The sequence below is a fragment of the Xanthomonas sp. DAR 80977 genome (assembly GCF_041240605.1).
Taxonomy (GTDB): Bacteria; Pseudomonadota; Gammaproteobacteria; order Xanthomonadales; family Xanthomonadaceae; genus Xanthomonas_A; species Xanthomonas_A bundabergensis.
In genome coordinates this window covers 2,786,930-2,799,456 of record NZ_CP162487.1, presented here as the reverse complement: position 1 = coordinate 2,799,456, position 12,527 = coordinate 2,786,930, and the positions used below count along the sequence as shown (strand labels likewise).

General features: G+C 70.6%; 8 protein-coding genes. 4 read left to right on the top strand and 4 right to left on the bottom strand.

The window, feature by feature from the left end; genetic code table 11:
• Positions 1 to 25 precede the first annotated feature (25 nt).
• Together AB3X10_RS11825 and AB3X10_RS11820 are read right to left on the bottom strand one after the other, a co-directional pair.
• A complete protein-coding gene (locus tag AB3X10_RS11825) occupies positions 26 to 1,750 on the bottom strand; it encodes an EAL domain-containing protein (RefSeq protein ID WP_369975200.1) in 1,725 nt (574 codons plus the stop codon).
• 4 nt (positions 1,751 to 1,754) lie between these two features.
• Positions 1,755 to 3,854, bottom strand: coding sequence for a PAS domain S-box protein (locus tag AB3X10_RS11820; protein WP_369975198.1), 2,100 nt, complete (start codon positions 3,852 to 3,854; stop codon positions 1,755 to 1,757).
• A gap of 173 nt (positions 3,855 to 4,027) precedes the next feature.
• Between AB3X10_RS11820 and AB3X10_RS11815 the strand changes: the two genes are divergently transcribed.
• The 4 genes from AB3X10_RS11815 (at position 4,028) to AB3X10_RS11800 (ending at position 10,652) form a co-directional block, all read left to right on the top strand.
• On the top strand, positions 4,028 to 6,817 hold the full coding sequence (locus AB3X10_RS11815) for an EAL and GGDEF domain-containing protein (RefSeq protein WP_369975196.1): 2,790 nt from the start codon (positions 4,028 to 4,030) through the stop codon (positions 6,815 to 6,817).
• Between the two features lie 533 nt (positions 6,818 to 7,350).
• Positions 7,351 to 7,479, top strand: coding sequence for a hypothetical protein (locus AB3X10_RS11810; protein WP_369975194.1), 129 nt, complete (start codon positions 7,351 to 7,353; stop codon positions 7,477 to 7,479).
• Positions 7,480 to 7,557: 78 nt separating this feature from the next.
• Complete coding sequence (locus AB3X10_RS11805) at positions 7,558 to 9,312, top strand: ABC transporter permease (protein WP_369975193.1); 1,755 nt, start codon at positions 7,558 to 7,560, stop codon at positions 9,310 to 9,312.
• Between the two features lie 20 nt (positions 9,313 to 9,332).
• Positions 9,333 to 10,652 carry an AAA-associated domain-containing protein gene (locus tag AB3X10_RS11800; RefSeq protein WP_369975191.1) on the top strand — a complete coding sequence of 440 codons (1,320 nt, stop codon included), beginning with the start codon at positions 9,333 to 9,335 and terminating at the stop codon, positions 10,650 to 10,652.
• Between the two features lie 195 nt (positions 10,653 to 10,847).
• On the opposite strand, the gene AB3X10_RS11795 is transcribed toward AB3X10_RS11800, so the two are convergent.
• Together AB3X10_RS11795 and AB3X10_RS11790 are read right to left on the bottom strand one after the other, a co-directional pair.
• Positions 10,848 to 11,156, bottom strand: coding sequence for a hypothetical protein (locus AB3X10_RS11795; RefSeq protein WP_369975190.1), 309 nt, complete (start codon positions 11,154 to 11,156; stop codon positions 10,848 to 10,850).
• 126 nt (positions 11,157 to 11,282) lie between these two features.
• On the bottom strand, positions 11,283 to 12,473 hold the full coding sequence (locus AB3X10_RS11790) for a methyl-accepting chemotaxis protein (RefSeq protein WP_145708264.1): 1,191 nt from the start codon (positions 12,471 to 12,473) through the stop codon (positions 11,283 to 11,285).
• Positions 12,474 to 12,527 lie beyond the last annotated feature (54 nt).

The window sequence follows — 12,527 nt, the reverse complement described above, 5'->3', positions numbered from 1 at the left end:
ATCCCGAATCCCCAATCCCGGCCCCTCAGGGCCCCGCATCCCGCCGCTGTTCGTCGTGCGTGCGGAAGGCCTGGCGGATGTGCTCGCGCAGTTCGTCGTCGTTCCAGGGCTTGGTCAGGAAGCGGTAGATCGCGCCGCGGTTGATCGCGTCGGTGACCGTGGCCAGGTCGGTGTAGCCGGACAGCACCAGGCGGATGGTGTCGGGGTAGAGCATCTTCACCCGGCCCAGGAACTCGGTGCCGCTCATGTCGGACATGCGCTGGTCGGACAGGATCACCTGCACGTCGTTGGTGGCGAGCAGGTCGAAGGCGTCGCGCACGTTGCCGGCGGCGAGGATGCGGTAGCCGTCGCGGCGGAACAGGCGCACCAGCGAGCGCAGCACGTTCTCCTCGTCGTCGAGCAGCAGCAGGGTGCGGTCCGGGCGGGTCTCGGTGAACGACTCCGGGCGCAGGTAGCGGCGCCGCAGCGCCATGCCCGCGGCCTCGGCCGACATCGGCTCGCCGAACAGATAGCCCTGGAAGATGTCGCAGTCGTTGCGGCGCAGGAAGCCCAGCTGCGCCTGCGACTCCACGCCGTTGGCGATCACCACCATGCCCAGCTGGTGGCCCATGGCGATGATGGCGCGCGCGATCGCCGCCTCGCGGTTGCCGGCCGGCGCGCTCTTGATGAAGCTGCGGTCGATCTTCAGCTTGTCCACCGGATAGCGCACCAGCGCGCTGAGGCTGGAATCGCCGGTGCCGAAGTTGTCCAGGCTCAGGCTGATGCCTTCGCGGCACAGGTTGGCCAGGGTCTCGTGGACGAAGTTGACGTTGTTGGTCAGCGCGCTCTCGTTGATCTCCAGCACCATCATCTGCGGCGGCACGCCGGCGGCCTGCAGCGCCGACATCACTTCGTTGAAGAAGGTCGGGCGCAGCAGCTGCAGGGTGGAGACGTTGACCGCGATGGTGAAGTCGTCGAAGCCCTGGTCGCGCCACAGCCGCGCCTGGCGCAGCGCGCCCTCCATCACCCAGGTGCCGATCTGCACGATCACGCCCAGGCGTTCGGCGGTGCGCATGAACCGCTCCGGCACCAGGATGCCCAGCGTCGGCGACTGCCAGCGCAGCAGCGATTCCATGCCGACCACGCGGCCGTCGCGGGCGCTGACCATCGGCTGGTAGCGCAGGCGCAGCTCGCCGTTGGGGATCGCGTCGACGATCTGCCGCGAGATGATGCTCTCGCTGTGCGCGCTGGGCGGGCCGTCGGCCGCGTACAGGCGCACCATGTTGCCGCCTTCGCGCGCGGCCTGGTAGACCGCGTCCTCGGCGTAGTCGAGCAGCGTGGACAGCCGCGTGGAGTGTTCCGGGCACAGGCTCACGCCGATCTTGCCGGTCATGAACAAGGTGTACGGCAGCACCGACAGCGGCAATTCGATCTGCTGCCGGATCTCCTCGGCGAAGGCTTCCGGCGGCGGCACGTCGGCGGTGCGCGGCACCGCCATGACCAGCTCGTCGCTGCCGTGGCGCCACAGCAGGCCGCGCCCGCGCAGGTGCGCCTGCAGCCGTTGCGCGAGCAGCGCCAGCGCGTGATCGCCCACTTCCGCGCTCATGTTCTCGTTGATCGAGGCGAAGTGGTCGATGTCGATGTGCAGCAGCATCACCCCAGGCCCGCCGGCCAATGCCTCGGCGATCATGCCGGTCAGCGCCGGGTGGCCAGCGCCCAGGCGCGACGGGAGTTCGTCGTCTAGCGGCACGGGGGCAGCGGGATTCCACATCGTTTCAGGGTCCAGTCGGGTGCGGGGGCGTCGCCGCCGTGGTGTAGGGCAGGCACAGCGTCACCCGCGTCCCGGCGCCGGGCGCGGTGTCGATCTGCAGGGTACCGCCTGCGCTCTGCGCGCGCTCGCGCATCACGATCAGGCCCAGTCCGCGCGGCCCGGCCGGATCGAAACCGTCGCCGTCGTCGACCACCTCCAGGCGCAGCTGGCGGTGCTGTTCGTCGCTCAGCGCCATGCGCACTTCGCCGGCGCAGGCATGCCGCAGCACGTTGGTCAGGCTTTCCTGGGCGATGCGGAAGCAGGCCTGCTCGACCTCGCCGCTGGGCCGCGCGGGCAGGGCGGCGATGTCCAGTTGCAGGCGCACCGGCGAGGCGCGGAACAGCATGCCGGCCTGCCAGCGCAGCGCCGCCTCCAGGCCCAGCGCGTCCAACTGCGGCGGGCGCAGCAGGGTGGACAGGTTGCGCAGCTTGGTGATGCTGCTGTCGGCCAGCTGCACGATCTCGTTGAGGTCTTCGCGGCGGCGCTCGGCATCGGCCTCGTCCAGCGCCGCGTGCGCGGACAGCTTCATCGCGGTGATCGCCTGGCCGATGTCGTCGTGCAGGTCGCGCGAGATCGCGCGGCGCTCGTCCTCCTGCAGCGAGAACAGCCGCCGCGCCATCGCCTGCAGTTCGCGGTTGCTCAGCGCCAGCGCGTCGCGCATGCGCTCGGGCTCGCTGAGGTCGCGCACGATCAGCAGCTGGCAGTCGCGGCCGCTGTAGCGCACCTTGCCGAACGACAGCCCGGCGTGGAACGAGGAGCCGTCGCGGCGGCGCATGCGCGCCGCGGCGCCGCGCTCGCCCTTGTGGCCGGCATCGCGCATCTGTTCGCGCACCTGCTGCAGATCGCCGGGGTAGACCAGGCCCTGCAGCGGCTCGCCGAGCAGGTTCTCGCCGTCGTAGCCGAACTGGCCGGCGCAGGCCGCGTTGGCGTACAGCACGTGTTCCTGGTGCAGGATCGCCACCCCGTCGGGCAGCACCCGCACCAGTTCGCGGAACTGTTCCTCGCGCTCGTGCAGCAGGCGCCGCGAGCGCTCGTGTTCGGTCACGTCCTGCAGGGTGCCGCGCACGCAGGCCGCGCCGTCGTCGTCGCTGGCCGATTCGGCGCGCAGGTGCAGCATGCGCGCCTGGCCGTCGGCGGCCAGCACCGGCAGCAGCATGTCCAGCTGCAGCGGCGCCGCGCCGCACAGGTCCTCGAGCATGCGCTGGATGCGCGCCTGCGAGGCCAGGTCGGCGGGCACCAGCAGTTCTTCCAGGCGATGCAGGCGCGGCTGCTCCGGCACGCGCCGGCCCAGCATCCGGTAGACCTGGTCGGAATAGCGGCCCAGGCCGCTGGCCGGGTCCAGTTGCCAGGAACCGAGACGGGCGATCGCCTGTGCCTCCTCCAGCCGCAGCAGCGCCTGGTCGCGGCGCTGCTGCGCCTCGTGTTCGGCGCTGCGGTCGCTGATCACCACCAGCCGCGCGTTGCGGCCGCGATAGTCCAGGCTGGTGCTGCGCGCCTCGGCCATGCGCAGGCTGCCGTCGCGCAGGCGCAGCGGTTCGGCCACCACGCAGACCTTGGACGGCGTCTCGCGGATCGCCTGGATCACGTCGTTCATGCGCTCGGCGGCGCTCGGTGGCCACAGCCGGCCCAGCTCCAGCCCGATGAAGGCGTCGTGCGGCCAGCCGAAGAAGGCGACCGCGGCCGGATTGACGTCCATCACCCGCAGCGTTTCCGGGTCGTAGACCAGCATCGGACTGGGATTGGCCTGGAACATCTGCCGGTAGCCGGCCTCGGACAGCGCCAGTTGCGCATGCACCTGCACCGCGCCGCGCACCAGCGGGCGCAGCAGGCAATACAGGGCGATGGCGGTCAGCAGCAGGAACGCGGCATCGTTGACCAACTGCAGCACGGCCAGGGTGCGCGTATTGTCTACGAATTGCGCCAAAAGCAGGTCGCTGCCCAACGACCATAGCAGGCCTGCCAGCAGGTACAGCAGCGCGGTCCGCCAGATACCCCGGTCCAGCCGTTGCGCCAGGCGCATGCCCGAAGACGCGGAGGTCGGGGAAAGATCGAGTTGTGGTTGCATGCCCCGACAGCCTGGTGCGGCGGTATTCGTCCACTGTCATCTTACCGGCAAGCGGCCGCCGCGACCCAGCGCGACAGGCGCGCCCGCCCGGCCGGGCGCTCAATTAATGCCGCCGGGTGCCGTTATCACCTTCGTCCGCCGGCATCAGCGCGGTAGAAACGGAGCACCTCGGCGTGGATCAAGGCGTCATCGCAAGCTTGCTGCAGCATCCGCTCACCTCGGCCGTGGTCCTGTTGGACGCCGAAGGGCGGCCGCTGGCCGCGAACCGGGCAGCGCAGGCGCTGGAGCTGCCGCGCACGGTGGAGGCCTATGCCGAGCTGATGCGCGACGTGCGCGAACGCCTGCTTGGCGGCGAGAGCATGCTCGCCTGCGCGCTGCCCGGCACCGCCGGGCGGCGCCTGGACGGCTGGCTGCGCGCGGTGCGCGACGCCGCTGGCGGTCTGCTGGCGTACACCCTGAGCGTGCCCGAGCCGGTCGGCAGCGACGGCGCCACGCGCTGGGAGATCGCGCTGGACAGCGCCGAGCACGGGCTGTGGGACTGGGACATCCCCAGCGACAGGATCTTCCGCTCCGAGCGCTGGAAGCAGATGCTCGGCTACGCGGGCGACGCGCCGGACTACGGACTCAATACCTTGCTGCCGTTGGTGCACGCCGACGACCAGGCGCGCCTGCGCGAGGCGATCCGCGCCCATTTCGAGGGCCGCAGCGCGACCTACGTGTGCGAATTCAGGCTGCGCCAGCAGGACGGCCAATGGCGCTGGATCCTGGACCGCGGCCGCATCGTGGCGCGCACCGCCGACGGCAGCCCGCTGCGCATGGTCGGCACGCATACCGACATCCACGAACAGAAGCTGCTCGAGCAGCGCCTGCGCGACCAGCAGACCCTGCTGCGCGAGGCGCAGCGCATGACCAGCATGGGCAGCTGGTCGTGGGACCCGCTGCAGAACCGGATCTGGTGGTCGCGCGAGTTCCTGCGCGTGACCGGCCTGGCCGAGGACCAGGTGCCGAGCAGCCGCGACTGGTTGCGCATGCTCAGCCGCGAGTCGGCGGCGCAGGTGATCGCGACCTGGCGGCGCATGCAGCGCGACGGCAAGCAGGCCAACTTCGAGATCGAGCTGGTGCGCGGCAGCGAGGCGCCGCTGCACCTGCGGGTGTGGGCGCAGCCGCAGCTGGAAGCGGACGGGCGCATCCAGCGCGTGCTCGGCCAGGTGCAGAACATCACCGAGCAGCGCCAGACCGACGCGCTGATCCGCTGGCGCACCGAACTGCTCAACCGCGTCTCCGCGCTGGGCAAGATCGGCGGCTGCGAGATCGAGGTCGGCACCCGGCGCATGCAATGGACCGAGGAGTGCTACCGCATCCACGGCCTGCGCAAGGAGAACATCGACCTGGATCAGGCGCTGGCGCTGTACACCCAGGATTCGCGCGATGCGTTCGAAGCGGCGCTGGCGCGGATCGTCCACGGCGGCCTGCCCGAGCAGCTGGACCTGTGCTTCCACCGGCCGTCCGGGCAGCGGGTCTGGGTGCAGGTGCTGATCGAACTGGACGACCGCGACGGCCTGCCGCCGCGCTTCGTGGTGCTGTTCCGCGACATCACGCGCGAACGCGAGGCCAGCGAGCGCATCGAACTGCTGGCCCACTACGACCTGTTGACCGGGCTGCCGAACCGGCAGCTGCTGCGCGAGCAGGCCGAGACCGCGATGCACGACGCGGTGGAGCGCGGCAGCACGCTGGCGATGCTGTTCGTCGACCTGGACGGGTTCAAGAGCATCAACGATTCCTTCGGCCACGCCACCGGCGATGCGCTGCTGAAGCTGGCGGCCACGCGCATGCACCAGCAGCTGCGCACCAGCGACCTGTTCGGGCGCTTCAGCGGCGACGAGTTCCTGGTGGTGCTGCGCGACCTGGCCGAGCCCGGCGATGCCGGGCATGTGGCGCGCAAGCTGATCGCGGCGCTGGCCGAGCCGCTGCACAACGGCGAGAACGTGATCAAGATCGGCGCCAGCATCGGCATCGCCTTGATGGAGGAGGGGCGCCGCGATTTCGACAGCCTGCTGCGCGCCGCCGACGCGGCGATGTACGCGGCCAAGGAATCCGGGCGCAACACCTGCCACTACTACAGCCAGGACGTGCTGTTGCGCGCGCAGCGGCGCCTGGAGATCGAACATGCGCTGCACGGCGCGCTGGACCGCGAGGAGTTCTCGCTGGTGTACCAGCCGCTGGTGCATGCGGCCGGCGAACGCGCGCCGGCGGTGGAGGCGCTGTTGCGCTGGCACCGCCCCGGCCACGGCCATTGCAATCCGGCCGAGTTCATCCCCATCGCCGAGGAATGCGGCGAGATCGTGCGCCTGGGCGACTGGGTGATCAACGAGGCCTGCCGCCAGGCCGCGGCCTGGGACGCGGCGGGGCTGAGCTTCGACCGCGTATCGGTGAACGTGTCGGCGATGCAGCTGCGCGACCGCGGCTTCGCCGAGCGGGTGATCGAGCTGTGCCAGCGCAACGGCTGGTCGCCGAAGCGGCTGGAACTGGAGCTGACCGAATCGGCGCTGATCCGCGACAGCGAATCGCTGCGCCGCTGCTTCGAACTGTTCGAGCAGGAAGGCGTGCTGCTGGCGGTGGACGACTTCGGCACCGGCTTCTCCAACCTGCATTACCTCAACCGCTTCCCGGTGCAGCGGCTGAAGATCGACCGCAGCTTCGTGCAGGACATGCTCAACGACAGCGGCACCGCCAAGGTCACCCAGGCGATCGTGCAGCTGGGCCACGCGCTGGGCATGCAGGTGGTGGCCGAGGGCGTGGAGACGCTGCAGGAAGAGGCGCTGCTGCGCGAGCAGGGCTGCGACGAGATCCAGGGCTACCTGCACTCGCGGCCGTTGCCGCCGCGCGAGCTGGCGGCCTGGCTGCGCGCGCGCCACGCCGAGCTGCCGGCGACGCAGCCGCGGCTGGTGCTTGCTGGTCAGTGAACGCGCGGTGCCGCTGCCCGCGAGGCGCTGTTGCGGCGCCGCAGTTGCTGGCTATACTTCGCGCCCATCGTACCCGGCCAGAGGCCACTTCCTTGGACAGTCATCCTAGACCGACGCTGCAGCTGTCGAGCTGACAGGACCGCCAAGGTCTGGGTTCGTCCCGGATGGGTCCCGTCCGCTCAGGACGGGATCGTTCGCCACCGCCGCAGCGGCGCTGGCAAGAGATTCCCCGCAGTACGCAAGCCCGATCCGCGAGGACCTTCGAGCGTAGCCCCTGGCGTTTCCGCATCCGGAGCCGCCCATGCGTCTGTTGCCATCGTTGTCGCCATGCGCCGTGTAGGCGCTGCCGCTCGCCCGTGCGCAGGCCGCGACCAGTGCATGGTCCCTGGCGGCGCACGCTGCCGCACCTCGACCCGGACTGCGCGCCGCCATGCCGCAGTGCCGGCGGCACGCATGCCGGCCTGGGCCGGTGGCACGCCGCCGACGGCGACCGGACCTGGTTGGGGCGGCGATGCCGCGAAGGCGCGTGGAGCGTGGCCGCGGCCGACGCGCATGCGGCGATCCGCAGCACGGCCGGTGGTGGCCGCCTGGCCGCGCGCCGCGGCGCGAACGTGGCGCAGTACCGGCTGACGCCTGGCTTGAATATTTCCTCGCCACACTGAGCGGTCCTCCCGCGCTTCCCGCCATTCCTTGCCACCCCTGCGGCGCGCTCGTTGCCGCCGCCCCGCCGGAACCTTCCCATGGTGCTATCCCCCCGCGAGCGCAACGCGCCCGGCACTGTCGCCGCACGCCCCGGCGTGCTGCCCAATTTCCACGACCTGGCGGTGTTCGCCTTGCTGCTGGCGCTGGGCGTGCTGCTGCTGCACGGCGCCGCCGACATGCGCGCGCCGCTGCCGCCGGCGGGCACCGCGGCGGTCTCGCTGGACCTGCGCCAGTTGCCCGAATACGGCCTGCGCACCACCTTGCGCATGTTCGCGGCGATGGCCGCCTCGCTGCTGTTCACCTTCGTCGTGGCGACGCTGGCGGCCAAGAGCCGCCGCGCCGAGCGGCTGATCGTGCCGGCGCTGGACATCCTGCAGTCGGTGCCGGTGCTGGGTTTTCTGACCTTCACCGTGACCTTCTTCCTGGGCCTGTTTCCCGGCCGCCAGATCGGCGCGGAGCTGGCCTCGATCTTCGCCATCTTCACCAGCCAAGCCTGGAACATGGCGTACTCGTTCTACCAGTCGCTGCGCAACGTGCCGCGCGACCTGGACGAGGTCACCCGCGGCTTCGGCCTGTCCTCGTGGCAGCGCTTCTGGCGGCTGGAAGCGCCGTATGCGACGCCGGCGCTGATCTGGAACATGATGATGTCGATGTCCGGCGGCTGGTTCTTCGTGGTCGCCTCCGAGGCGATCACGGTCGGCGACCACACCCTGGAACTGCCCGGCATCGGCTCCTACCTGGCGCTGGCGATCGCGCAGCGCGACTTCGCCGCGGTCGGCTGGGCGGTGCTGGCGATGGGCGTGCTGATCGTGCTGTACGACCAGTTGCTGTTCCGTCCCATCGTCGCCTGGTCGGACAAGTTCCGCGCCGAACTCACCGCCTCGCAGGACAAGCCGCAGTCGTGGCTCTACGACCTGCTGCGGCGCACCCGCCTGGCCAAGCGCCTGGTCGCGCCGCTGGCCTGGGTCTGGCAGCGCGCGTTGCTGCTGCGCTGGGCGCCGCGGCGCTCGCGTGCGCCGGCAGCGGCGCTGCAGGGCGACGGCGGCAACGTCTGGGGCGACCGGCTGTGGAGCGCGGCGCTGGCGATCGCGGCGCTGGCCGCGGCCTGGTTCGCGTTCGACTACGGGCGCCGGCACCTGGGCCTGCACGACCTGGCCGAGGCGTTCGGCGGCGGCCTGGCCACGCTGGCGCGGGTGGTGGTGCTGATCGCGCTGGCCAGCGTGGTGTGGGTGCCGATCGGCGTGTGGATCGGGCTGCGCCCCAAGGTCGCGCAGCGGGTGCAGCCGCTGGCGCAGTTCCTGGCCGCGTTCCCGGCCAACGTGCTGTTCCCGTTCGCGGTGCTGGCGATCGTCGCCACCGGCGCCAACCCCGACATCTGGCTGTCGCCGCTGATGGTGCTGGGCACGCAGTGGTACATCCTGTTCAACGTGATCGCCGGCGCCAGCGCGTTTCCCACCGACTTGCGCGAGGCGGCCACGGTCTACCGGCTGCGCTCGTGGACCTGGTGGCGGCGGGTGATCCTGCCGGGCATCTTCCCGTACTACATCACCGGCGCGCTGACCGCCTCGGGCGGTTCCTGGAACGCCAGCATCGTCGCCGAACTGGCCAGCTGGGGCGACACCCAGGTGCAGGCCTACGGGCTGGGTTCCTACATCGCCCGCGCCACCGCCGCCGGCGACGGCGCGCGGGTGCTGCTCGGGGTGGCGGTGATGTCGCTGTTCGTGACCTTCTTCAACCGTGCGGTGTGGCGGCGCCTGTACGCCTTCGCCGAACGCCGCCTGCGCTTCGACTGACGACCACTGGAGAGACGAGCATGACCTTTTCCGCAAGCGCGCCCGAGCGCGCCCCGCTGGTCCGCGTGCACGGCGTGCGCAAGAGCTACGACAAGGGCGGTGCGACGCCGCTGGTGGTGCTGGACGATGTCGACCTGACCCTGCATTCGGGCCAGATCGTCGGCCTGCTCGGGCGCTCCGGCTCTGGCAAGTCCACGTTGCTGCGCGCCATCGCCGGGCTGCTGCAGCCCAGCGCCGGCAGCATCGTGTTCCGCGACGCCACGCCGACCCAGGCGATCGACGACATCGCCATGGTGTTCCAGAGCTTCGCCCTGTTCCCGTGGCTGACCGTGCTGCAGAACGTGGAAGTCGGCCTGGAAGCGCGCGGCGTGGCCGCCGACGAACGCCGCCGGCGCGCGCTGGCGGCGATCGACCTGATCGGCCTGGACGGCTACGAAGGTGCCTATCCGAAGGAGCTGTCCGGCGGCATGCGCCAGCGCGTCGGCCTGGCCCGCGCGCTGGTGGTGCGGCCCAAGCTGCTGCTGATGGACGAGCCGTTCTCGGCGCTGGACGTGCTGACCGCCGAGACCCTGCGCACCGACCTGCTCGACCTGTGGTCGGAAGGGCGCATGCCGATCGAGTCGATCCTGATGGTCACCCACAACATCGAGGAAGCGGTGCTGATGTGCGACCGCATCGTGATCTTCGGCGCCAATCCGGGCCGGGTGATCGGCGAGATCCAGGTCACCCTGCCGCAGCCGCGCAACCGCCTGGCGCCGGCGTTCCGCGCCCTGGTCGACGACATCTACGCGCGCATGACCGCCAGCCCGCAGCGGCCGCAGGCGCGCGAGGGCGTGTTCCCCGGCAGCGGCATCGCGATGGTGCTGCCGCGGGTGTCGAGCAACCTGCTGGCCGGCCTGGTCGAGGCGGTGGCGGCCGAGCCCTACCACGGCCGCGCCGACCTGCCGCCGCTGGCCGCCAGCCTGCAGCTGGAGGTGGACGAACTGTTCCCGATCGCCGAAACCCTGCAGTTGCTGCGCTTGGCGGTGTTCGAGCAGGGCGACCTGCAGCTGACCCCGGCCGGCCAGCGTTTCGCCGAACTCGGCACCGACGCGCGCAAGCAGATGTTCGCCCAGCACCTGGCCACCTACGTGCCGCTGGCCGCGCACATCCGCCGCGTGCTCGACGAACGCCCGACCCACCACGCCCCGGCGCGGCGCTTCCGCGACGAGCTGGAAGACCACATGTCCGAGGACTACGCGGCCGAAACCGTGCAGGCGGTGATCAGCTGGGCGCGCTACGCCGAATACTTCGCCTACGACAAGCAGGCGGATCTGTTCTCGCTGGAGAACCCCAGCTAGCGCGTTTTCGGTGCAGATGTTTGCCGTTGACGCAGTACTGTGGGAGCGACTTCAGTCGCTCCCACAACGCTTCGCTGTGATCTCAGTTAGAGGCATGCCGAGGAGCCCGCGGACCAGCAGCCGTGGCGATACCGCGATGCACTGGCGGCAGAGTGCGATCCGCCGGCGCAGACGGCCGCGACCGCGCAGCGCGATTCAGTCGCTGTCGGAAAGCGCCGCGTAGCCGGGCAGCGGTGGCGGCGTGCCGGCCGCGGCGATGGCGGTGCCGTTCAGGCCCATGTCCCAGGCCAGGCCGGCCCAGACCGGATCGGCGATGCTGGCGGACGCCGCCTGTCCAGACCCGCCGAGCAGCTGCCGCAGTTCGTCCTGCGCCAGCATTTCCAGCTGCCGCAGCGCGCTGCCCGGTCGGCGCCGCGCCGCGACGGGCGTGGCGCCAGCGGCCACACCCGCAGCCGGGTGCGCGGGCAGGGCATCGTGCGCGGAGGTCAGGTCGTCGCAGGACATGGCCTCGACTCGGGAGTGGGACTGAAAGGGCATCGACTCGGCCAAACGGGGAAGTGCAGGAACGACAAGCCCCGGACGAGGCCGGGGACTGGTCGTTTCATGATGCGGCAGGGAACATGACGCCGGTCAGAACAGTTCGACGGTGCCGGCGCCCATGCTCTGCTGCGCCACCGGCTTATGCGGCGGACGCTCCCACTCCACGCGCATCTCGCGCAGGCGGTTGCCGACCCGTTGCAGCGCATCGACCAGTTCGCTGTCGAACACGCCGCCGTTGCGATGCAACAGTTCCTGCAGGGCCACGGCCTCGCGGTTGATCGCGGTCAGGCGGTCCAGGTGGGTATGCACGCCGCCCAGGGCCTGGGTCGCGATGTCCTCGAACTGCAGGGCGCGCACCGCTTCGGCGACGCTGCTGTCGATGGCGCGGCCGCATTCGGAGATCTCGCGCATGCCTTCGCCCAGCGAATTGTTGATCGCCGCCACGTTGTCCAGCATCGACGCGGCCTCGGCGCGCGCCTCGCGGGAGCGGTCCATGTCGCGCGAGGCCATGTGCGAGACCGTCTCGCGGACCTTGGCGATGGCGTCCTTGGAGCTGTGCGCCAGCTTGCGGATCTGCTCGTTGAAGGTGGTCGAGCGTTCGGACAGGTTGCGCACCTCGTCGGCCACGACCGCGAAGCCGCGGCCCGCCTCGCCGGCACGCGCCGCTTCGATCGCCGCGTTCAGCGCCAGCAGATTGGTCTGGTCGGCGATCGACTTGACGTCCTCCAGCAGCGCGAAGATGCCGTCCAGGTGCTGCGACATGTCGTCGATGTAGTGCACCGTGGCGCTGCTCTGGCCGCTGACCTGTTCCAGCGCCTCGACCAATTGCTCCATGCGCTGGCTGGCGTGCTGGGCGAAGCGCGCCACGTCGACCCCGGCACCGCCGTCGTCGCCGGCGCGGTCCACGATCCGGGCCAGCGCCACGCTCTGCTGCCGCGACTTGCGGTTCATCGCCTCGAAGCTGCCGCCCAGGCCGCTGACCGCCTGGCGGATCAGTTCGCGGGCCCGTTCGATCTCGCTGCGCGAGCCGTCGATCTCGTTGCCGACGAAGCTGCGCAGCTCGGTCAGCAGCTGATCCTGCTCGCGCATGATCTTGGACTGCTCCGGCGAGCGCCGGCTCTGGCTGTAGGCCGTCCAGGCGGCGAAGCCCAGCCAACTCAGCGTCATCGTGGTGAGGATGGCCCAACGGACCGGGGCCGGCCAGTCGAAACCGGCGGCGATGGGGAACAGCAGCGTCAGGGCGAGCGGGGCGGCCAGACGGATCAGGAGGCGTGAGTACATGGACGTTCTCGGCAGATTCACGATTGCTGTATCGGCCGTACCCCCTCGGTCTTT

Coding starts and splice junctions, on each gene's coding strand:
- AB3X10_RS11790 (WP_145708264.1), bottom strand. CDS start 12,473: ATGTACTCACGCCTCCTGATCCGTCTGGCCGCCCCGCTCGCCCTGACG.
- AB3X10_RS11805 (WP_369975193.1), top strand. CDS start 7,558: ATGGTGCTATCCCCCCGCGAGCGCAACGCGCCCGGCACTGTCGCCGCA.
- AB3X10_RS11825 (WP_369975200.1), bottom strand. CDS start 1,750: ATGTGGAATCCCGCTGCCCCCGTGCCGCTAGACGACGAACTCCCGTCG.
- AB3X10_RS11795 (WP_369975190.1), bottom strand. CDS start 11,156: ATGTCCTGCGACGACCTGACCTCCGCGCACGATGCCCTGCCCGCGCAC.
- AB3X10_RS11800 (WP_369975191.1), top strand. CDS start 9,333: ATGACCTTTTCCGCAAGCGCGCCCGAGCGCGCCCCGCTGGTCCGCGTG.
- AB3X10_RS11820 (WP_369975198.1), bottom strand. CDS start 3,854: ATGCAACCACAACTCGATCTTTCCCCGACCTCCGCGTCTTCGGGCATG.